The 22,552-nt window shown below is 42.2% G+C and carries 21 protein-coding genes; 8 read left to right on the top strand and 13 right to left on the bottom strand.

Features of this window, described 5'->3' with window-relative positions:
- Window positions 1-7: 7 nt before the first annotated feature.
- Window positions 8-1,615, top strand: coding sequence for a glutamine-hydrolyzing GMP synthase (gene guaA, locus JMY06_RS01315; RefSeq protein ID WP_201615616.1), 1,608 nt, complete (start codon window positions 8-10; stop codon window positions 1,613-1,615).
- Between the two features lie 180 nt (window positions 1,616-1,795).
- Window positions 1,796-2,803 (top strand): hypothetical protein, encoded by a 1,008-nt coding sequence (locus JMY06_RS01310; protein ID WP_201615615.1) that lies wholly within the window; start codon window positions 1,796-1,798, stop codon window positions 2,801-2,803.
- A 114-nt stretch (window positions 2,804-2,917) separates the two neighbouring features.
- Here JMY06_RS01310 and JMY06_RS01305 read toward each other — a convergent pair whose 3' ends face one another.
- The 4 genes from JMY06_RS01305 to JMY06_RS01290 form a co-directional block, all read right to left on the bottom strand.
- The gene (locus JMY06_RS01305) at window positions 2,918-3,064 is read right to left on the bottom strand and encodes a hypothetical protein (RefSeq protein WP_227672101.1); all 147 of its coding nucleotides are present in this window, start codon (window positions 3,062-3,064) and stop codon (window positions 2,918-2,920) included.
- 60 nt (window positions 3,065-3,124) lie between these two features.
- Window positions 3,125-4,129: a YhdH/YhfP family quinone oxidoreductase gene (locus tag JMY06_RS01300; RefSeq protein ID WP_201615614.1), complete on the bottom strand. Its 1,005-nt coding sequence runs from the start codon at window positions 4,127-4,129 to the stop codon at window positions 3,125-3,127.
- 111 nt (window positions 4,130-4,240) lie between these two features.
- Entirely contained in the window at window positions 4,241-5,218 is a 978-nt protein-coding gene (locus JMY06_RS01295) for a zinc-binding dehydrogenase (protein ID WP_201615613.1), read from the bottom strand.
- 291 nt (window positions 5,219-5,509) lie between these two features.
- On the bottom strand, window positions 5,510-5,764 hold the full coding sequence (locus JMY06_RS01290) for a DUF2798 domain-containing protein (RefSeq protein ID WP_201528476.1): 255 nt from the start codon (window positions 5,762-5,764) through the stop codon (window positions 5,510-5,512).
- A gap of 373 nt (window positions 5,765-6,137) precedes the next feature.
- Here JMY06_RS01290 and JMY06_RS01285 point away from each other — a divergent pair, with 373 nt between their 5' ends.
- Window positions 6,138-6,809: an aspartate/glutamate racemase family protein gene (locus tag JMY06_RS01285; protein WP_227672100.1), complete on the top strand. Its 672-nt coding sequence runs from the start codon at window positions 6,138-6,140 to the stop codon at window positions 6,807-6,809.
- Between the two features lie 170 nt (window positions 6,810-6,979).
- Here JMY06_RS01285 and JMY06_RS01280 read toward each other — a convergent pair whose 3' ends face one another.
- From JMY06_RS01280 to JMY06_RS01270, 3 genes are all read right to left on the bottom strand, one after another.
- Entirely contained in the window at window positions 6,980-8,533 is a 1,554-nt protein-coding gene (locus JMY06_RS01280; protein ID WP_201529735.1) for an MATE family efflux transporter, read from the bottom strand.
- 178 nt (window positions 8,534-8,711) lie between these two features.
- Window positions 8,712-9,110: a DsrE family protein gene (locus JMY06_RS01275; RefSeq protein ID WP_201615643.1), complete on the bottom strand. Its 399-nt coding sequence runs from the start codon at window positions 9,108-9,110 to the stop codon at window positions 8,712-8,714.
- Window positions 9,111-9,190: 80 nt separating this feature from the next.
- Window positions 9,191-10,237, bottom strand: a complete 1,047-nt coding sequence (locus JMY06_RS01270; protein ID WP_201615612.1) for an NAD(P)H-dependent flavin oxidoreductase — start codon at window positions 10,235-10,237, stop codon at window positions 9,191-9,193.
- A gap of 157 nt (window positions 10,238-10,394) precedes the next feature.
- Here JMY06_RS01270 and JMY06_RS01265 point away from each other — a divergent pair, with 157 nt between their 5' ends.
- Both JMY06_RS01265 and JMY06_RS01260 read left to right on the top strand, forming a co-directional pair.
- Entirely contained in the window at window positions 10,395-11,342 is a 948-nt protein-coding gene (locus tag JMY06_RS01265) for an alpha/beta fold hydrolase (RefSeq protein WP_201615611.1), read from the top strand.
- A gap of 128 nt (window positions 11,343-11,470) precedes the next feature.
- Window positions 11,471-13,354, top strand: coding sequence for an AAA family ATPase (locus tag JMY06_RS01260; protein WP_201615610.1), 1,884 nt, complete (start codon window positions 11,471-11,473; stop codon window positions 13,352-13,354).
- Between the two features lie 349 nt (window positions 13,355-13,703).
- On the opposite strand, the gene JMY06_RS01255 is transcribed toward JMY06_RS01260, so the two are convergent.
- The 4 genes from JMY06_RS01255 to JMY06_RS01240 form a co-directional block, all read right to left on the bottom strand.
- Window positions 13,704-14,078 carry a DsrE family protein gene (locus JMY06_RS01255; RefSeq protein WP_201615609.1) on the bottom strand — a complete coding sequence of 125 codons (375 nt, stop codon included), beginning with the start codon at window positions 14,076-14,078 and terminating at the stop codon, window positions 13,704-13,706.
- Window positions 14,079-14,219: 141 nt separating this feature from the next.
- Complete coding sequence (locus JMY06_RS01250) at window positions 14,220-14,762, bottom strand: acyl-CoA thioesterase (RefSeq protein WP_201615608.1); 543 nt, start codon at window positions 14,760-14,762, stop codon at window positions 14,220-14,222.
- A gap of 75 nt (window positions 14,763-14,837) precedes the next feature.
- The gene (locus JMY06_RS01245; RefSeq protein ID WP_201615607.1) at window positions 14,838-15,812 is read right to left on the bottom strand and encodes a YheT family hydrolase; all 975 of its coding nucleotides are present in this window, start codon (window positions 15,810-15,812) and stop codon (window positions 14,838-14,840) included.
- 240 nt (window positions 15,813-16,052) lie between these two features.
- Window positions 16,053-16,652 (bottom strand): YigZ family protein, encoded by a 600-nt coding sequence (locus JMY06_RS01240; protein WP_201615606.1) that lies wholly within the window; start codon window positions 16,650-16,652, stop codon window positions 16,053-16,055.
- A 129-nt stretch (window positions 16,653-16,781) separates the two neighbouring features.
- Between JMY06_RS01240 and JMY06_RS01235 the strand changes: the two genes are divergently transcribed.
- The gene (locus JMY06_RS01235) at window positions 16,782-17,486 is read left to right on the top strand and encodes a pseudouridine synthase (protein ID WP_201615605.1); all 705 of its coding nucleotides are present in this window, start codon (window positions 16,782-16,784) and stop codon (window positions 17,484-17,486) included.
- Between the two features lie 323 nt (window positions 17,487-17,809).
- Complete coding sequence (locus tag JMY06_RS01230; RefSeq protein WP_201529753.1) at window positions 17,810-18,910, top strand: disulfide isomerase DsbC N-terminal domain-containing protein; 1,101 nt, start codon at window positions 17,810-17,812, stop codon at window positions 18,908-18,910.
- A 69-nt stretch (window positions 18,911-18,979) separates the two neighbouring features.
- On the opposite strand, the gene JMY06_RS01225 is transcribed toward JMY06_RS01230, so the two are convergent.
- Both JMY06_RS01225 and JMY06_RS01220 read right to left on the bottom strand, forming a co-directional pair.
- Window positions 18,980-19,963, bottom strand: a complete 984-nt coding sequence (locus tag JMY06_RS01225; RefSeq protein WP_265087854.1) for a homocysteine S-methyltransferase family protein — start codon at window positions 19,961-19,963, stop codon at window positions 18,980-18,982.
- Window positions 19,964-20,077: 114 nt separating this feature from the next.
- Window positions 20,078-20,737 (bottom strand): DUF2939 domain-containing protein, encoded by a 660-nt coding sequence (locus JMY06_RS01220; RefSeq protein WP_201615604.1) that lies wholly within the window; start codon window positions 20,735-20,737, stop codon window positions 20,078-20,080.
- A gap of 511 nt (window positions 20,738-21,248) precedes the next feature.
- Here JMY06_RS01220 and dnaJ point away from each other — a divergent pair.
- A complete protein-coding gene (gene dnaJ / locus JMY06_RS01215) occupies window positions 21,249-22,388 on the top strand; it encodes a molecular chaperone DnaJ (protein ID WP_201615603.1) in 1,140 nt (379 codons plus the stop codon).
- Window positions 22,389-22,552 lie beyond the last annotated feature (164 nt).

Below are 22,552 nucleotides of genomic sequence, written 5' to 3'. Positions count from 1 at the left end.
CCCCTTTATGACAACCGCCACCACGCCCAATGCTGCCACGCCCACTATCAAAGAAGACCGCATCTTAATCCTCGATTTTGGCTCGCAATATAGCCAACTTATTGCCCGCCGGGTGCGTGATTCAGGCGTATTCTGCGAGATGTTTCCTTATGATATCAACAGCCAGCGCATTATTGATTTTGGCGCAAAAGGCATCATCCTATCGGGTGGCCCTGAGAGCGTACATGCTGAGAACAGCCCGCGCATTAATGATGCGGTGTTTGACTTAGGCGTACCGGTATTAGGTATTTGCTACGGTATGCAAGCGATGGCAGAGCGCTTCGGTGGACAAGTTCATGCCAGTGATATACATGAGTTTGGCGCATCGACTATCAATATCGATGGCAAATCTGAGCTGATAGACGGCATTGAAGACGCCGCCGGTAAGCTCAATGTCTGGATGAGTCATGGCGATAAGGTGATTGATGCGCCAAAAGGCTTCGATATCGTTGCCAGTACCCCAAGCTGTCCGATTGCGATTATGGCGGATGATACGCGCCATTATTACGGTCTCCAGTTCCATCCAGAAGTCACTCATACCGCGCAAGGTCAGGCGCTACTGGGTCGTTTTGTCCATGATATTGCTGGCTGCGCCGGTAGCTGGACGTCTGATAACATTATCGATATGCGTATTGAACAATTGCAAAAGCAAATCGGTGACAAGCAAGTATTACTTGGTTTATCAGGCGGTGTCGACAGTTCAGTCGTCGCGGCACTCTTGCATAAAGCCATCGGTGATCAGCTGACTTGTGTGTTTGTCGATACCGGACTGCTCCGTTTGCATGAAGGCGACCAAGTGATGCAAGTATTCGCGGAGAATATGGGCGTCAAAGTGATTCGCGTTGATGCCGAAGAGTTATTCTTAACGGCTCTTGCTGGCGAGTCTGACCCAGAAGCCAAACGTAAAATCATTGGCAAAACCTTTATCGATGTGTTCGCCGATAGCGCCCGTCAAGTGAGCGAGCAAAGCGATGGTAAAGTCGTTGAATTCTTAGCGCAAGGGACAATTTATCCAGACGTGATTGAATCAGCAAAATCGCATCAAGGTAAAGCGCACGTCATTAAAAGCCATCATAATGTTGGCGGTTTGCCCGATGATTTGGCCTTTGAATTGGTTGAGCCGTTACGTGATTTGTTTAAAGATGAAGTGCGTAAATTGGGTATTGCCCTTGGTCTACCAGCGAAAATGATTAATCGTCATCCGTTCCCAGGACCCGGTCTAGGCGTGCGTATCTTAGGCGAAGTAACCAAAGAATTTGCCGATATCTTACGTGCTGCCGATGCTATCTTTATGGAAGAGTTAGAAAAATCAGGCTGGTATGAGAAAACCGCGCAAGCGTTTGCGGTATTCCAACCTATCAAGTCGGTCGGTGTGGTCGGTGATGGCCGCCGTTATGCGTGGGTGATTGCGCTACGTGCGGTTGAGACTGTGGACTTTATGACTGCGCGTTTTGCTCATCTGCCGTATGATTTGATTGAGACCGTGTCGAATCGCATTATGAATGAGATTACCGAGGTATCACGGGTGACTTATGATGTGTCGAGCAAGCCACCAGCTACTATTGAGTGGGAGTAAAAATCCTGCTTAATATTTAGCTTAAAACAATAAAAAAGCACTCAACTTGGTTGGGTGTTTTTTTGGTTTGAAGATTTAAAACTAAATTTTAGTTGATTATATGGCTAACAGCCCTTAAATACTAATTACTAATTATTTGAAACGACTTTTAAAATTAGCTAAAAAAAGGGAAGCATTTGGATGGATAAGAAGCAGCTTGAAGATATGATTGAGCCATCAGCGATGGAAAGCTTTAATGAGATCCAAAAACAAATAGACCCTTTATATCAAATCAGAAATTCATTAAACATCTCAGAAATAGTGAAACAACATGAACGTATAAGTTCAGTTTCTAGCATTGGTGAAATCGCTAGAAAAGCATTTCAACAAGCTGATTTAGATTTTACTAGCTTTGCAAATCAAAGTACGATAGCAAAGTATGCTAATTTAGGTTTTGAAGACATGGTTACGCTTCAAGATACAGTTCTTGAAGCAAGAGGAAGAGTAGATATTTATAAGAGTGTATTGCCTATAACAGAGGTATTAATGCAAAATATAAGAGGAAAAGATTTATACAAAGATATTATGGCGTCAGTCAATCTAACTAGGAAATCATTAGAGCCGTTTAAAAACTCTATTGATTTAGCTCGCATTGCATTCGAAGCAAATGAGTCTTTTAAACTTGCAAAAGAATCTCAATCACAAGCAGTTCTTGCTAACTCATTATTCTCAGAATATGCAGGTGCTTTGAAACAGCTTGAGTCATTACACAATCTCGAGTCTTTTAAAGCAATAGCTAGACTAAAGAACTTTCCTTTCGAAGATATGGTGCCAATTGATTTAGATAGCATTCCAGATTTAGAAGAAAATATTAGTGAAACTATAGTAGAACTAGACTCAGAAATAAGTGATGAACTATTTCTAGTAGACGATTTTAACGAGCTTTCTGAAGAAAGACGTACTATTCTGCTTGGTTTGTATCAAGTTTATTATTACCCCATTATATTAAACTGCCTAGTTATACTTATGTGGCTGCAAGTTTTTTTAGATGAAAAGTTAGACCTAACAAATAATACTTTTATCTTTGTTGAAAAATCAAAAGAGAAACTATCTTATATTAGTAATGTCTATCGACCGAACCCATCAGGAGTAATTGATGGTCTAATCGGAACTGCAATATTTACGCTATTAATGAAGGTTTTTGGGTAGTGATAGGTTAGCACATCGTACTATTAATAAATTATTGAAAAAAAAACGTAAAAAAGCCCATAAAATAATGGGCTTTTTCTATCAACTTTATTATTCTAAGGCTCCAAAAGCACCTTACTTTTTCCCAACCAGCATTTTCCCATCAACCGCTTTTAGGATACTAGCCAGATCAAAAGTGGCTTCAGTAGGCAGTTTTAATTGACCACTTACAGCGCGATCAATCAACTCATCAACCAATCGCTGCTTGTTCTCTACGCTCATCTCTTGACTGGGCTTACTACTCAGAACCCTTTTAGAATGGCTTGCTTAAAAGCTTGAAAGTTAACCCCGCAAATTCACCACATAACGACCCACCACTTTTCCTGCGATAAAGCGCTCTAAGTATTCTGGCGTTTGTTCTAAGGTAATCTCTTCACTGTACTTCTCAAGATCAGGAAGTTTCATATCTGTGGCGACGCGCTCCCAAATAGCCTTTTTATCAGCTAATGGAATAAATACCGAGTCGATACCCAATAAAGAGATACCTCTAGTGATGAAGGGCAGCACAGTCATTGCAAATTCAGGTGATGATGCCAAGCCGCAAGCAGATACCGCGCCGCCAGCCTTGGTTTGTTTGAGTAAGTTTGCTAAATAGTCGCCACCTAAAGTATCAATGGCATTTGCCCATAACTCGCGACCAACAGGTTTTTTACCAACCTCATTAATAGTGTCGCGATGACGTACCTCACTGGCTCCCAACGTTTTTAGATGTTCGCTTTGCTCGGGTTTGCCTGAGAAAGCAATGACCTCATAGCCCAATTGCTTCAAAATCGCGATACTGATGCTGCCCACACCGCCCGTTGCCCCTGTTACCGCTACTGGTCCGTCGCTGGGTTTAGCGCCCATTTTCTCTAGCTTTTGAATACATAAAGCCGCGGTTAAACCGCCAGTGCCGTAGCTCATTGCTTCTTTTAAAGTCAAAGAAGTCGGGCATGGTAGCGCCCAATCTGCTGGGATAGATATCATTTGACCCAAACCACCGGACGTATCCATGCCCAAATCATAACCGAACACCAGCACTTCTTGGCCAGCAGTAAAAGTGCCTGACTTATCACTAATCACTATTCCTGCCGCATCAATACCGGGAGTATGCGGGTAATGCTTGGTAATCATTTTATTACCGGCGGCCGACATGGCGTCTTTATAGTTCAACGATGAATAATGTACTTCAATTAACAGCTCGTTTTGCGGTAAATCATTCACGTTGCGTTCACGGATACTTTTACTATAAGTGCCATCAGTATTTTCTTCAACTACTAAGGCATTAAAAGTTTTATTATTGGACATAATTATATTCCTCGTTAGATTTTTTGTATTTTCAGTAACGGCGGCTTACTCTTATCGTTAAAATAAAAAAAGCTCATGAGATTATGAGCTTTTTTTATTCGATTTCAAAAACTAGGGCTTCAACAAAATCTTGCCATTTTTGTCCGACTGTACATCATCAGAAACCGCTTTTGCCACATCAGTTAAGTCATAAATATTTTCAACAGGCAGTTGTAACTTGCCACTAGTCGCACGTTCGATTAGCTCATCAATTAAGCGCTGCTTGTTCTGCTCATTCATATTGACACTGGTTTCAGTTCCCCAAAACCCTTTAGCCGTTGCTTGTTTAAAAATCATGCCACCAGAGTTGAGCGCCATTGGGTCTCCTGACAGTGCGCTAAAGGCCACTATTGTGCCGCCGCTACCAAGCAACGATAGTAAGTCACCACTGGCTTTGCCACCAACGGCATCTATCGCGGCAATAATTCGTTGATCGCCAACGATATTACGAACTTGATCCTTCCAATCCTCATCTGACGTAGATACGTTATTTTTAATACCCATCGACTTCAATTCGTCTTTAGCATCGTCACGACGTACCAAATTGATAGTGTTGATACCACGGGCAGCAGCAAGAATGGCAAGGGTTTTACCAACTGCGCCATTGGCAGCATTATGGATAACCCATTGACCACTTTGTAGTTTTAAGAATTCTAGCAGCATTAAGGCACTAAGCGGCATGGCGATGAGCTGTGCAGCCATTTCATCTTTAATACTATCTGGAATCGCAAAAACCAGTTTGGCTGGGGCAACAAAGAGCTCCGCCCAAGTCTCATGCACATTGGCGACAGAAACGCGCTGACCCACTTTAAAACCTTTTACATCATCACCAAGCGCATCGATAGTGCCGACTGCTTCGCTGCCACCTATCGCTGGCAGTTCAGGTTTGTAGCCATATTTGCCACGGACCGTTGCCAAATCATGGTTATGAATGGGCGCTAATATGGTTTTGATACGGATCTCATTAGACTTAGGTTCTGGGACAGAAGTATCGTCTAGGCTGAGTACTTCTGAGGGTTTGCCAAATTCGTTATAACTAGCGCTACGCATGATAAATTCCTTTGTCATATGATTGTTATATTATTATGAATAATTAATGGTGTTTAATAGGCGCTAGGCATCTGTAGCTAGCAATTAAACATGAACCATTTACAGTAACAAGTCTGCCTTATCATGCGCAGTATTACTTTGGTTAACTAACGTTGTTGGTTATAGATGGCTAATGAAAACTTCTGTACTTTTTATTCGGTCATAATCTGTCTGCAAGAGACCGATATATTGACACAGACTTTTTGATTCATAGTGGCGTCGTAATTTGTCGTACTTTAACTTCTAGCTATATTAATAAAACTCAATTCTACTTAACACATGCTCCTGCACAAAGTAGGCGCAGGCATAAGCACTTGGCCACGCGAAGACAAACGCCAGTCCCCACGAATGTAAAAGCTCCATGAAGAAACCATCAATAAACCCTACTTTTACCAATATGAGCGCGGTTGATATGATAAGCGACATCATCATCGCCATCAGGCCAGTAAAGATTAGTCGGTAATATTTTCGGCGTGTGCGTATTCTGAGAGTAGGGGTTTTTGCCATGGTGATGCTCATTTTTTATAAAAATAAATACGCTAAAATGACTATGTAAGCGTGATTTTATTGTGTAGTAAATGCTTATTTAAAGCGTTATTACCTTTATTAGCAACTATCATATAGAGTCCTGATGAATTGGTAAAACGGTTATTATTAATCATAAGATTCGCAATATTATATTGTTATGCTCTATCAGTCATAAAAGTAGTCATAAAAAACAGTCTTGAGTAAAGTAAATTTTGCTACGGTAAAATGCTCTACAAATAAGCTCTATGAAAAAGGAACACTAATGCTAAATGATAAGTAGCAAAACTTTCAACAAAAAACTCTAGGCTTCATCGGTGGCATGAGTTGGGAGAGTACCCAAAGCTATTATTGAATGATTAATCAAGGTGTAAAAGAGAATTTAGGCGGCCTACATTCAGCAGATTTGCTGATTCATAGTGTTGGTCTCGCACCGATTAGTGACATGCAAGCCCAAGGTGAATGGGATGAATTGGGTGTGATTATGGCCAGCAGTGGCAAACGCCTACAAGCCGCTGGTGCGCAAGGCTTATTAATGGCGACTAATACTATGCATAAAGTAGCCAATGAAGTACAAGCAGCAACAGGTTTACCGCTTATTCATATTGCCGAGGTAACGGCGCAAGCCATCAATAAGCAAGTGCTAAAGACAGTTGCTTTACTGGGTACGCAATTTGCCATGACCGAAGATTTTTATCAGCAGCGCCTTATTAAATCTGGCTTGCAGGTAGTGATACCGGATGAGGAAGCGCGACAAGAAATACACCGTATTATCTATGAGGAGCTGTGCCAAGGGCAGTTTAAGGACAGCTCGCGGCAGTATTTTATTGAAGTTATTAAAGGCTTAGCTGCGCAAGGAGTAGAAGGCGTCATCTTGGGCTGTACGGAAATTGGCCTATTTATTAACCAAGAAGACAGTCCTATTCCAGTATTTGATACCATCACGATTCATGCAGCCGCGGCGGTAGGATTTTTATTGGATAATGCAAACTCTAAATGTTTTACCAGTACATTGTTAGCGCAGTGAAGGCTTTTACCTACTACGCTTTCTGATATACCAAAGTCTTGTTCACTTATTACTGGGTTCAGTATTCCTAGTAATAAATTCCCAGTAATAAGTAAGTACTATCAGCAGTTTATCCTCTGCACTGATGAACAAAAGCCGCTCGGCTATGCGTGTATATATGAACCACGCTATTATCGTTTATTCTTTTTTATCATATGGCGTCTATGAAGTCGTCGGTGCAATCTTGTGATACGGCGCAAAGGTAGTCGCTTCCATACAGTCGTTGGTATAATATCACGAAGCGACGCACTGGTGCCTGTATGCGCGCGATAGCCCTCGGTTTTTTGCGCAGCTTCCTCTGCGGGCAAGATTTTTCCCTTACGCCATCCGCCATGCAGATACAGCCCTGCCCCCATCACGGCGGTTGCCACCATGCCTGCTGGAAACGACAGCCAAAGCGCATCGTCTCCAAGTAATGGATAAAGCCCAAAAGCAAACCCAAGACGCACTGGGTACATCGAAATCACCATAACGATCAGCGGCCAAATCACATAGCCGTTCGCCCGCATTGTGCCGAACAGCACTTGCGCTATCCCAAAAAAGATAAAGCCCCATGTCGCCATTAACTGAATATGGCGCCCAATCGGTACCGCTTGGCTGTCACTGCCAAGAAAAAAGCCCAAAATAGTTTGATCAAAAATTGTCAGCACCCCGATAAGTGTTCCTGTCAATATCAGGTTAAAAGCGAGCCCCCATCGTGTGATCCCTGAAATCCTATGCCATTGATTGGCACCGATGTTCTGTGCAACCATAGCACTGGCCGCGGCACTTAGCGCCATTGCAGGCATCTGCACGTATGTCCAAAGCTGCTGGGTCGCGCTGTAAGCTGCTGTCGTCTGTACACCCTCGCGGTTTATCAGCGACAGCATCGTCAATGCCGCCGAAGAGATGACGATCATCTGAAGGCCCATCGGCAACCCCTTTGAGAACATCGACTTCAGGATTTCTCGATCTGCGCGCAGAAAGCGAAGCTCTGGCATGCTGAGTGTTAGCACAGAGCCACGCAGATACATTGTGACGACCATTCCAATAAGCGCTAGAGTGTTGGCGACGGCTGTTGCGAAGGCCGAGCCAAATATACCCCATTCGGGAAATGGTCCTAAACCCAAAATGAGCGTCGGCGTCAAAATCAGGTCAATAATGACCGATATGAGTATAAACCAAAGCGGCGTCGTAGAATCGCCCGTCCCGCGCAGTGCCATCATTATCAGCGTAAACGTTAGTGTGACGGGCATCGCAATAAAAATCATCCGCAGGTATGTCAGGGCAAGTCTTGCAGCACTTGGCGGCGTGCCAAGTAGATCAAGTAGGGTCGGCGCAAATATCCACCCTACTGCCGACACCAATATAGTTATCGGAATAATGCTACCTAGCGCCGTTCCCATAGTTTTCTTGACCATGGTGTCGTTGCGTCGGCCCATTGCCTGACCAATCAAAATAGTAGACGCCATACCGAAACCGAAAACGAAGGAGATCAGTATAAACATCAAAATATTACCGTTCGCCGTTGCTGCCAACGCTTCTTCACCTAAAGTTCGGCCCACCCAGACGGCATTGATCGATCCGTTTAACGACTGTAGTGCCGATGATCCAAGTGTTGGCAATGCAAACAGGAGCATCGTTTTGGCAATCGACCCTTCGGTGAGGTCACGTCGTTTACCAGTGGAGGTATCTGTTTTACTCAATGTCTTTCCTTTTGCGCCACCCGAACTGTTGGCCTCAGTTAATTGTCTCGATTGATTATAAGGAAGCGTCTTACGAAAGATGCCAGATAGTTAACTTAAAACTGATTAAACGAAAATACTTATTGTAAACGAGAATGCTCGTACCATTTTGATTAGAGCTGTTTGATTATAGCGGTTATCAGGTCAACTGTAATGAGCCCTTTGCGCTCATCAGTAACTCGACCACATCATCACCACTGATAACAGAGAAGCGCTTGTCAATTGCTGATTCTTCAACACCGTTATGCTTCATACATGCGCCGCAAACCAATACTTGACCGCCTTTTTCAATAAAGGCTTCTAGCAACTTGCGAGCAGGTTCGAATGGTGCACCAATATCAACGTTATTGAGGGCATTCGGCAGCGCTAAATGTATCGCGTCTACCATTAGTATAACTGATGCAGAGTGCCCTTTTTTCAGGGCAATGCCAGACATTGTAAAAGCTAAAGTGATTTTGCTTGGGTTGGATTCACTATTATCAAATAATGTACCGACATAATCTGTTGTAGTACCATATTTTTCTCCTTGTAGGAATATATTTAATCAAATGATACTCTACCTAATATTTTAGCACTTAATATACTATTCTGTATAATGATTGCGATGCAATAGTAATCCTATAACCCTTGTACCAATCGCTCTAATAACTCAAGCGTACGTTCTTGCTTGACCAACGCAACGCCTTGTCCTGCCCATAACGAGAGATGTTCCGCATCACCGTTTTTTGCAGCATTGGCACGCATGAATTTAGTCATCGCGTTTAATTGTGGATAAGGCGGTAATTCTTCTGTTTTATCAAAACTTGCAAAATCACGTAGATAATTATTCACTAAACCGCGTGCTTGCTTCCCAGAAAACAGCCGCGTTAGACGCGTTTCAGTGTTACGCGTACCATTGCTCGCATCAAGTAACGCTTGCTTATAAGTGGCATTAATACCTGATTTATCGGTAGTTAAAAATGCCGTACCCATTTGAGCTAATTGTGCGCCTGCAGCTTGTACGGCTTTAATATCTCGTCCGCTCATGATGCCACCCGCTGCAATCAACGGAATATCGGTACAAGCTCGGGTTTGGCCAATTAAAGTCAATAGCCCTAATGGATCAGTTTCGCTTTGTGGTAACCAGCCGCCACGATGTCCGCCAGCTTCCATCCCTTGTACACATACCGCATCTGCGCCAATATCTGCCCATGCTTTTGCCTCAAGCGTATGGTTTGCTGTACCAACAACGCGAGTGCCCAGCTGTTGCAAGCGCTGAACTTGCTGCGCACTAATAATACCAAAGGTAAAGCTGGCAACCGGTACTGGGTTGTCATAGAGCACTTGTAGCTGCTCAGTGAAGCTATGCGCTGGCTTGTCAGGTAGTACCGTATCAATCTGCTGCTCTTGATAGTATTTATTAAGCCAATCTGGCATTGAAGTATCAAAGGTACTGGCATCATGCTCTGATAGCACCATTAAGTTGATCATAAAAGGCTTGTCAGTGAGTGCTCTAATTGCATCAATCTGTTTATTTAAGGCGTCTTGACTGGTCGCACCACCGCCTAATGAGCCAAGACCGCCGAAGTTACTGACAGCAGCAATTAGCTCAGGTGTGGTTGCACCGCCTGCCATTGGGGCTTGCACGATAGGGTAAGTTATTCCTAACTGTTCTAATAATGACATTGGTTACACTTCCTGTGATGGGTATTTAATTCTCTATAACTGACTGTAGTAGAGTTTTGAGAGCAGGGCAATTGTTATTATTTCTTATGCTTAAAATTAGCTTGTGCTAAAATTGCGGCTTTTATTTAATTTTGCCAGTTATTGATAGGACAGTTTGATGACATTTATGCGCACAAGCCTTGCAGCTCTGCTGACTCTTTCTATAGTGGGCTGTACGACGCCCAACACCTTAACGGTCGCCACCACCCAAAAGCTTATACAGCATGAAAGAGTGAAGTCAAACCTTGAAAGCAAAGTATTCACGCTGACGTCCGGTGAGCAGATGGCTTATTTAGAAGGCGGCAATTTAGCTGGTAAGCCCTTATTGTTAATCCACGGCTTTGGCGGTAATAAAGATAACTTTACGCGCATTGCGGATAAGTTAGCAGATTATCATCTAATTATCCCAGACTTATTAGGCTTTGGTAATTCTAGTAAGCCGATGGCGGCAGACTACCGCGCAGACCCGCAAGCGTTGCGTTTACATGAGCTCCTACAATTTAAAGGACTAGATTCTGCCATTCATGTTGGCGGTAATTCGATGGGCGGCGGCATTAGTGTCGCCTATGCGGCAATGTATCCTAATAATGTCAAAAGCTTATGGCTATTGGACAGTGGCGGTTTTTGGTCAGTAGGTTTGCGGGAAGAGTTTTTGGATGCCACCCCTGATAATAATCCGCTGGTAGTTGATACTACGGAAGAATATTTTTCTTTGTATAAGCTGGTCATGTACAAGCCACCTTATATTCCTAAAACGGTGCAAGCCGTCTTTGCACAAGAAAATATAGCCAATCGTGATCTGCAAGCCAAAATCATCGAACAAATCGTTGAAGATAATGTAGAGGAACGTGCTAAAGTCGTCGCAGAGTACAATATTCCCACATTGATTGTTTGGGGAGCCGAGGACAAAGTGATAAAGACTGAGACCGCTAAATTAATGAGTGATTTGATGCCACAAGCGCAAATTATTATCATGCCTGAAGTCGGTCATGTACCGATGATAGAGGCGGTCAAAGATACGGCTAATGATTATAAAGCCTTCCGTGCGAGGTTGAGTACAGAGTAATGTTTATTTGTTGACTACAAAGTTGTATTTAAGATGATTAACTACGGTCTTGTAGCCAGAAAACTTGCATTTTACTATGTCAGTGAAACTGTTAAAGTGTTGGTATACAAAAACTAGGAACTTAGAAAATGTTAGAGAATAATTCTTTAATGAATTTGATTGATGAAAACATAATTAAGCTTCAAAGATACCTAGAAATAGCAAAGTTTTGCGACATCAATATTAAACCCTTTGAAGAAGCGATTTGTTATTTCAATAAATTAAAAAATTCTATACATACACATGAGCCGTTAAAGGAAAATTACAAGGAACAGATTCAAGTTGATAGTTCTAACATTATGAAATCATTAAACTTTTCAACTAATTTTGAAATATCTCAAATGTATAAAGATTTTTATAAAATCAACATTAAGAAGGGGTTAGATGAATTCAAATACAATACAAAGGTTGCTAGTTTTAACTTAAATATATTTAGTAAATTCAGTTTTTTTGATAAAAATATTGTAGCTATCGGAGCTAATGGTAGTGGCAAGTCTTCACTATCAGCAAAGCTTAAAGAGTATTTACCTGACTCAGCAATGACAATTTCGGCTCAAAAACTACTTGTTATTCCTGTTTTTAAAAACATCACTAATCCGAATGATACTATAAAGGAGTTAGGAAAATCTCAAGCTTACGAAAAATCTACTAAGTTTAAGTTGGAGTCCGATACAAACTATTCCCCAGAGTCTGATGCAATTAAAAATGAGTTTAAAATTCTGTTAAATAACTTATTATCAGAAAATAGCACTTTAAATAATAAGTATGTTCAGTCAGTAAGGAAAGGTGAGAATTGCAACGTACCAGAATCTAAATTGATTAATACTATCGAAATCTGGAACTCGCTTATTGAACATAGAGTTTTAGAATGCTCTGATGGTATTAACATTAGTTTAAAGGCTAGAAATTCTGAAAATACTTATCCTGCATATCAGATGAATGACGGTGAAAAAGTCATTTTGTATTATATTTCTCATGTATTACAAGCTCCTCAGGATGGCTTTATTATCGTTGATGAACCAGAAATGTATCTCCACAAGACACTTTTAAGTAAGTTATGGGATATTTTAGAAACAGAGCGAGAAGACTGTATATTTATCTACCTTACTCATGATTTAGAGTTTGCCACTAGCCGAAACACTGCTAAAAAAGTCTGGATAAAATCTTTTAATCACCCTGATAAATGGGAAATAGAAGATATACCAAATAATGAACTTCCTGAAGCTTTACTTTTAAAACTTTTAGGTAGTCGCAAGCGTATCCTGTTTTGTGAAAGTGAAAGCGGTAAAATGGATGAAAAAATCTATAATCTTCTATTACTGAATTTTACTATCACGCCAGTAAAAACATGCTTTGATGTAATTAATTATACAAAAGCATTTAACGAGCTACCGAATATGACAACGGAAGCATTTGGCTTGATTGATTCAGACCATCATGAGCCAGCTAGGTTAACAAGTTTAAAAGCTAAAAATATTTTTTCATTGAATGTATCGGAAGTTGAAAACTTGCTATTTGATGAGGAGTTCTTGAAGGGTTTTAGTAAGCAGATGATGTGTAGTGAAAGTGTAGTTTCTACTATAAAAAGTGATGTACTAACAAGATTATCTGAAACGAAAGGATTACAAGTGGCAAATTATATATCTGCCAAAATAAACTACTACTTTAAGAGCTCTCATGTCTCTAAAGGAAATACCTTAGAAGTTGTGAAAACGCATTATGCTAACTTTACAAGCAATATCAATATCGATGAGTGGCACAATGCTCGTGAATGTGAGTTGCAAAACATTATAGATAATCAAAACTATGATGGAGCATTGTCTGTCATTAATGATAAAGGATTAAAAATAATAGCTAACAAAAACTTCAATATAGGTAATTTTCAAGAAAAAGCTCTTAACTATCTACAGTTCAATCATGATAGTCATCAGCACTTACTAAAGCATTTACCAAGTGAGTTGACAGCAGAGTAAGTATCATAGTTAGTTAAATTATTTTATGAATTAATAAGAGTTATCAGTTTGAACTGATAACTCTTATTAAAATTTTTAAGATTAATCAACCCATCGGCGGCTAACGATATTCTTTATCCCTATCTATCCATTCTTGTACTAAAGATTCAGGTGCTAATCACTCATCTGACCTGCCTAAAGTAGTAAGCCGATAGAGTAGGTTAGCTTTTAAACCCACTCACTATTCAAATAAAAATATCATAATAAAAAAGGGAAATTCTAATTAAAGAATCTCCCTTTCAATACTAAAAATTTTCAACGTGTTTGGTGAGTTACATTATCCTTAATTCACCTCACGCCTACTTATTTATTAGTTCAACTGCAACGAGCCTTTTGCACTCATAAGCAGCTCAACCACGTCATCGCCACTAATAATACTGAAGCGCGGATCAATGGCTGATTCATCAACATTATTATGCACCATACAGGCTTTACAGACCAATACTTGCCCGCCTTTTTCCATAAAAGCCGCCAGCAATTTAGCAGCAGGCTCAAACGGCGCACCTATATCGATACTGTCTAGTGCCTTAGGTGGCGCTAAATGCACGGCATCCATCATCAAGATAACCGTTGCGGAATGACCTTTTTCTAGCGCTTTGACTGCCATGGTGAAAGCTAAAGTAATTTTGTTTGGATTGCTTTCATTATCAAATAAAGTACCGACATAATCTGTAGTGGTAAGCATGTTGCTCTCCTTATAGGTTTGTATTTAATCAAATAATATTTCATTGAATAATAAACTAACTACTATCCTAGCATTTAATATATGTATTTATATAATGTCTTGTTATGAAATAGTAGCTCTAAGGTTAATTGCTTGTAAAAGTTATCCCATCGGCGGCCAACGATGGTCTTTATCACCATCTATCCATTCCTGTACCCAAGGCTCAGGCGCTAATTGCCAATCCGACTTATCCAAAGCAGCAAGTACCCGTGCAGTCTCTACCACTTTACCGCCTTCAGTCACGCCGGTTCGTAATAGCGCGGATGAGCACGGCTTGCCCTTAACCCACATAGATTGTTCAATATAAATCCAGCGCTCATCGAAGCCAACTATTTGTGTTTTCATCGTCACCTTTTGAAAGGCACGAATACGCTTACGATATTGAATGGTACTGCCTGCAACGACTAAGCCCCAACGTTGTTTAAGGAGTTGTTTTCCAAGTCCCGTACGTACTGCAAAGTCTGTGCGCCCTAAATCATAAAGCGTTAAGACGCGACCGTTATTCATCTCTAAGAAGTTATCAATATCCGTCAAACGGCAACGCAAGGTAATTTCGCTGACGTCATCAAACCCTAAGGTATTGCCTCTTTTAACTTGCAGCGCGGCATGCGCAATAGTGGTGGCATAACGAATAAACGGATACATAGCAGCACTCTTATTATTAATAGATTAAATAACTTAAATTTTATTAAGCGTTTATAAGTTTGTCTTTTATTTGGCTTAACCGACATCTTTAAAGAAGCTTATTGCCGTTTTTGGTAACCACTCTAAATTAAACTTACGGTCTTGATAATCTAAAAAGCCGATATGTCCGCCATGTTTGGTATCCAGTAACGTCACGCTTTTGGACACATCGCCACCCGTAGCCGTCGCGCCTAAGAAAGGGTCGTCCTTGGCACTAATCATTAAGGTTGGTTTGGCAATATGAATCAGATGCGGTAGGGCAGAGGCTTTATTGTAATAGTCATTCTTGGAGCGATAGCCATGCCTTGGGGCCGTAAAAATATTATCGAACTCGCTGATACGGCTCGTGGCCTTGATCGCTTTTACTTCTTCATCTGATAAGTTGTTATCAATCGCTTTTTGAATAATAGGGTTGAGTAGATAAGGGGTATAAATGCGGCGCCCGATAAAGCGTTCCATCGCCAGCGACGAGGATATTAAATCCACAGGAGCTGAAGCGACTACTGCCGCTGCACAAATAGCTTTTTGACCATAGTCGCTCATATATTTAGCCAGGGCATTGCCGCCTAATGACACCCCAACACCATAGATAGTGCTATATTTTTGTGCCAAATATTGTAGCGCGTGCTCCACCTCAGCAGTATCACCGGCGTCATAAAATACAGTACCTTTGACCGGTACGCCGCCACAACTACGGAAATGAGCAACCACAAAATGCCAGCCTTGTTGATGTACGGCATACGCTAAAGTACGCGCATAATGGCTGTCGCTACTGCCTTCCATACCATGAAATAACACTACTAGCGGCTTATTATATTTGTCATCTGCCAATAACAAATCATTAGCATCATAAAAATCATAGGCGACTTCACTTTCGTTAAGTGAGTCTTTTATAAGCTCGCGTCGATAAATAGGCACGTTAGGCGCAACAAACTTTGGCAAGATGGTCTGCAGATGGGCATTGGCCAACCAAAATGGCGGCTTAAATTCGTTATAGGTAAAATTACTCATAAAATGGCATCAAAGGTGGTTAAGTAAGAAAGGGATGAAAATTTATTATTATTCAGTAAATATACTTAATATCTAAAAGATTAAGTTTCACGTGAAACAATAATAAGCGTAAGAGCCGTAGATTACAACTGAGGTCAGTTGACCAGCGCTTGCTTTGCTGACTATCATACTGAGCTGTGGGGATAGTGCCAATATTGTTCGGTGAACGGCGCAGTGAACATAGAGTTACTAATACAATGTCTAATCAGTCGTCTCTACTACTTTACCAGCTATCGCCAAATCAATTTTTAATACCTCAATATCGCGCTCAGCAACAGTCACGTTTAATAGTACATCTTTGCTATAAGCAACGTCATCAATAGTGCCGTTTAAGCTCTCAACCACATAGCGACATTGGGCTTCAGTGGCAAAATCTGCTTGTATCTGCACTTGCGCCATTGCTACATAAGGACAAAGCTTCATCTCATCAACTGCTGCTTGTGCTGAACCCGCATAAGCCCTCGTTAAGCCACCCGCGCCCAATTTTATTCCGCCAAAGTAGCGCACCACAACAATGATAATATTGCCAATCGACTTATGCTGGAGCACATTTAATATCGGCCGTCCGGCGGTACCGCTAGGCTCGCCATCATCGTCAAAGCCAGCGCTAGTGGTATTGTCAGGGTCGCCCACAATATAAGCCCAGCAGTGGTGACGCGCATCGGTATATTGCAATCGCAGCTGTTCCACGTGAAACATAGCTTGCTCACGTGAGGTCACCGGATACGCATAAGCGATAAATTCAGATTTTTTTATTTCAAGGCGGGCAGTAACTGTTCTTTGTAGGGTTTGATAGCTCATAATCTCATTGATGTCACACCATGGGTTTAAGCAGAATATGCTAAACTTGCATTATTATTACAGTTGCCAGTATTTGGCGCTGTTTACATTTTATTCCCCACTATAACAAAACTGATGGTAGTAAATAGTATGCGTTTAGATAAATTTATTAGTAAAGCCACTGAGCTGTCACGTAAAGAGTCCAAAAAAATCCTGCACGCCGGTGAAGTCACCGTTAACGATGAGGTGGTTAAAGATTCCGGCTTTCACGTTGATATCTCAAATGATGAAATCATGTGGGCCAATGAGCCATTATCGGTTGCAGCTGGCAATCGTTATATCTTATTGCATAAGCCTGAAGGCTTTGAATGTGCCCTAAAGGTGAAAGAACATCCTATCGTTACTGAGCTGATAGCAGTTCCTGAGATTGGCAGCTTACGTATCGCTGGACGTCTTGATGTCGATACCACTGGCGCGTTACTAATCAGTGATGACGGCAAGTGGTTGCACCGTGTGACCAGTCCGAAGCACGAACATGCTAAAATTTATGAGCTGACTTTGGCTGATCCTATGGATGAGGCTAAGCAAGCCAATGCAGTAGCTGAAGTTGCTGAAGGTATCCTGTTAGAGGGCGACCATGAAGAAACTAAGCCTGCCGTTCTTGAATTTATTGATGAGACTCATGCACGTTTGACGCTAGAGCAAGGTAAATATCATCAAGTTAAACGTATGATGGGTTATTTTGGTAATAGAGTGACTGAGCTGCACCGAGCTAGCATCGGTCATATTACTTTGGATGGGTTGGCGAAAGGTGACAGCCGCTTTTTAACCGCTGAAGAAGTTGCCAAGTTTTAAAATAAAATTTATTTAAAACAATAACGGCAGCAGCTCCCTAATTAGGTCAGTTGGCTGCCGTTATTGTTTGTATCCTGCCATTTTATTTTATTCACACCCAAACGCTTGCCTCTATTGCTTGTCTCTTAAAGCTGGGTAGCAGATTTGCAAAATAAGCTGCCTATTTCTTATCAAGCTCATATAAAAATAGGCTACTGTGCTACAGTCTCGTCATCTTTTTAATCTGCTTTTTTGCATACTATTTTTACGTTTTAATAGTTAGCGCTTATTTCGATACTTTTTAAAAAAGTTATTCCTTATTAAAATTTGATAGGACTCTTTCTGTGAAAAAAAAATTATTAAAATCTAGTAGTATTATCGCCGCCATACTATTAGCGACAACCGCCTGCGCTCAGCCTAGCAGCACTCAAACTATAACCAGAAGTGTCAGTCAAAGCACACCAAATACCCAAATTTCTGCAAATGTAAAAAGCGCTCCTAATGCTAAAGCCACCGGACAAGTAACTGCGGCTATCGATAACCGTTTGCGTCAAGTACTTACTCAAGCAGGTATTAAGACCCAGATTACCGCTATCACGCCATCGAACTTGCCCAATATGTATCAAGTTGACCTTGCAGGTCAGCCGCCGCTACATATCACCGCTGATGGCAAATACGTCATTCAGGGCGAGCTACAAAAGAACCCAAGTAAGCGTTTAGTGACTCAAACCCCAGTGCGGAGCAGTAGTGCACAAGCTGGAATACCAGTCAATCCCAAAACCAAATCTAGCATGCTTGCCAATATGGGTTCGCTCAAAAATATGAGTACCAAGACGCCATTTTTTTATACGGCAGTGCCAGGTGTGGTTTGGGGCGCAACCTTAGAGGGCGTCCCCTTCTTAGTATCAGATGATGCGCAATATGTCACTGATGGCGAGATATCAGTGATTGAAAATGGTCAATTCACAGGACTAGATGAAAATTTTGAAAAACGCAAAAACCAATCGGTATTTCAGAGCTTGGATGTCACGCAACTGATTACTTATCCGGCTACCAGCCCTGAGAGAGCAGTCATCTATGTTGCCACCGATGTCAATTGTCCTTATTGCCGCCTGCTACATAAGCAAATGGATATGCTCAATAAAAAGGGCGTCACGGTAAAAACGATTGGCTATCCTATTTATGAGAAATCGCCTGAGCAAATGCGTGGTATCTGGTGTCAGGCTGACGAATCGAGTCGCCGTAACGCCTTAGATAATGCGATGCTAAAGGGTAAAATGACTCCAGCGCCGGCAAGTTGTAGCGCTAATTACCTTGCACCCAATCGCGAAAAAGCAGCAGGACTTGCAGTTGTCGCTACGCCTGCGATTTATCGTGATGATGGGGTATTGTTCCAAGCTAGTTTTGAGAGCCCTGAATTCTTAGAGTTTTTGGGAGTAGAATAAACCAATGCATAAATAAAGTTATAAAGCGACGAAATTATAAGGCGACAAAGTTACAAACTTAAAAAGACATCATTGCCTAGCAGCCATGTGCTGCGCAAGTTGTGCGATATGCTCGACGCCAATACCGCAGCAACCACCAATGATATTGGCACCAGAGGCTTGCCAGAGCGCGGCCCACGTCAAATAATTCTCAGGGGTAGTGTCTTCACGTATTTGGCGCAGTTGAGCATTGGCTCTTTTGTGGCTTTGTTTTGAGACAAAAGCGTTGGCATAAACGCCCAGCTGTAGAGAATAGGACGCTTTGTCGATAATCTCCTTCGCAACTTGCAATGCTGAATTCATGACTTCAGGTTGACTACAGTTAAATAATACTGCATCGACATTCAATGCCATCATAGCCTGTACAGCCTCTGCTACTGGTTCGCCAGAGCGCAGCATAGGTGTACTCATGGCTTGATCGGATTCGATAGTGTCATTAGTGGCGATATCTAATTGACCGTCGTCTAGCGTAAACGCGATCCAAATGGGTTTCTGTGCGATCTCTGTTTGAGTAGCTGTGAATTCAGTAATCAGCTGATGCCACGTTAACGCTTCAACGATGCTGCTTTGAGTCTCCACCAGCCACATATCCACATAGTCTACTTGCGCGGATAATAACGGACGCGCGATGGCAGGGGCTTGCTTGGAATCGAACAAATCGGGTCGGTAAGAGCCAAACAGGGGCGGCAAACAGCCAGCGATTTGTACGGTTGCTGGACTGTTAGGCTTTTTGTTTGCTTGCTTGTTGTGTTCTTGGACTGCTTCGAATGCGAGCTTCGCTGCCGTTTTTATGAGACCTTCACCTTCAGCAAAGAACCTATCTCCCAAATGATAAGGGGTTACCGCATAGCTATTGACGGTGATAACCGTGGCACCAGCTTTTATGTAGTCTAAGTGGATATCACGAACACTAGTTGGCGCTAGACTCAATGCCAGCGCTGACCATTCAGGCTGGCGAAAGGGGGCACCGCGGCGCTCAAGCTCACGTCCCATCCCACCATCTAAGATAGTCATTGGCGCTGGGGCAGCAGACTGAGCGCTCATCACCTTAGGAATTATTTGAGAGTGCATTATAAGCTCACTTAAAATAGTTTAATAGACTAAAAGATGCCATTAAAGCGTCTTATATTAAGGCAACACCACATCAATAATTTTCCAATCGATAAATCCTTGGCGCTGCATCTCGATAGTGATTGGATAGCCTTTAACTTGGCCACTAATCGTAAAGCAGTTCATACCGCAATAGCTGAGTTTGGGTTTGTCGCTATCCGTACCTTGTGCCACTTGCTGCTCTAGCTGATTGGCTTGTTTGTCCATCATTTTTTGCACTTGGTTTTTGACCACCGCATCGATATCGCCGCGCCGAATAATCATATCTCGAATCAAGTTTTTTAGATCTACCTGATTACTGGCGATGGCCCATGCTGCAGCCAGCTCTTTAGTAGCGGAGTTGGCTTGGCCTTGGCTACTGATCAGCCTTTCTATATTTTGCGGGGTGATGGCACCATCGACTGCTTGTATAATAAAGCCGTTAGCCGCTTCTGTCAGGGGCTCGCCGCCAAGCGCGGCGACTCCGGGGTACTTGGTCATGGTATTAGCAAACTTATCGGTCAATTGTCTCTCCACACTAGGGCGTACCCGCTCATAATCGATAGCAGCAGCGACAGTTGCCCCCTCTTTAGCATCATAGGCGTTTTTGAGTTGATAAGCGCTGTAGTAAGGCGAACCGGCAAAGACTGCTACGGCGACGATGACCAGTAATAGGAGTAATGTGAATAGCTTTTTCATAATTTTGCTACCTATTGCAAACTTGCTGCCGCCAAAATGGTGATAACTAAAACGACTACTGTTGAAATGGTGATATTTAATATCATTAAAACAGTATGGCGACAAATACTAGCATGACTTAGCCTAATAAAGGTATGAAAATGTTATATGGGATTGTGATAATAATATGATCAATTCAAAAAATTTAGCACTCTGAATCAGTACTCCCTTTGTTACTGCCTTTATCATGCTCTTTAGTGCTCCCTAATAAGTTAAACATATAATTTATCTTGCCGATAACTTGATAAATCGAGCTACCATCTCCATTAATAGGCCAAACTTTTATTAATTGATTTGGTTAAGCAGCACCCCGCCGTTTTATTTTGCAACGTTCCGTCACTACTCGCTTTTTTCAACTCGTTATTCGCGGTGTTTCATGTGAAACACTCCGGTGGATATAAGTATGAAAATATGAGCGCAATAGTCGGCAGACATGCCAGCCGGTGGCACTGTGATGACGATAGGAGAGCCCATGAGTAAGCGCGATTTTTATGAGATATTAGGCGTCAGTAAAACAGCAGATAGCAAAGAGATTAAACGGTCTTATCGTAAGCTGGCAATGAAATATCATCCGGATCGCAACTCTGATGATCCTGATGCTGAGGATAAATTCAAAGAAGCCTCGATGGCTTATGAAGTACTCAGTGATAGCGATAAGCGTTCAGCCTATGACCGTATGGGTCACGCCGCCTTTGAGAATGGTATGGGCGGTGGTGGCGGCTTCGGTGGCGCGGGCAGCGGTAACTTCCAGGATATCTTTGGTGATATCTTTGGTAACTTCGGTGATATCTTTGGTCAAGCGCGTGGCGGCGGTGGCGGGCGTTCGCGCCGCGGTTCAGACTTGCGTTATATGTTGGAACTGACATTAGAGGAAGCAGTGCGCGGCTGTCAAAAAGAAATCAGCTTTTCTGCGCCAGCTCCTTGTGACACTTGCGATGGCAAAGGTGCAAAAGATGCCTCGGACATAGTCACTTGCCAGATGTGTCATGGTCAAGGCCAAGTACGCATGCAACAAGGTTTCTTTCAGGTACAACAAGCCTGTCCTCAGTGCGGCGGTACGGGTAAGCAAATTAAAAATCCATGCCCTGACTGTCATGGTAGCGGTGTCAAAGACAAATCGCGGACCTTGGAAGTATCCATCCCAGCCGGTGTTGACGATGGTGACCGCGTACGTTTAGCAGGCGAAGGCGAAGCAGGCGGTGCCGGTGTTCAAAATGGCGATCTATACGTCGAAGTACGGGTTAAGCCGCACGATGTATTTACCCGTCAAGGCGCAGATCTGTATATGGATGTACCGGTCAGCATCACTGATGCCGCGCTTGGTAAAGAAGTTGAAATCCCAACGCTTGATGGTAAAGTGAGTATTAAAATCGCAGAGGGTACGCAAAGTGGCAAGCTGCTACGCGTTCGTGGTAAAGGGGTGACTCCTGTGCGCACCACCATGAAAGGTGATTTGATTTGTCGTGTGCTTATCGAAACACCAGTCAATCTAACGCGAGATCAAAAAGACCTGTTACGTCAGTTCCAAGATACGCTCGATGGCGATAGCAAGCATCAGCAATCACCGCACAAGAAATCTTTCTTTAAGCGAATTGGCGACTTATTTGACTAATTAGCTAGCTAATTAAAAGTAGTTAATCTAAGCCCACAGGTTTCACGTGAAACCTATGGGCTTTTTTATGGCTGTCAATAAGGTACAAAAATCAATTCATGCTATGATATTAAAAGCATTTATTGATGGCTATAGTTAATTTAATTTGAAAAAAGGTACTGTGC

Source organism: Psychrobacter urativorans (assembly GCF_904846675.1).
GTDB classification, from domain to species: Bacteria; Pseudomonadota; Gammaproteobacteria; order Pseudomonadales; family Moraxellaceae; genus Psychrobacter; species Psychrobacter urativorans_B.
Note: the sequence above shows the minus strand (reverse complement) of the source record. Positions and strands in the feature narration are given on the sequence as shown.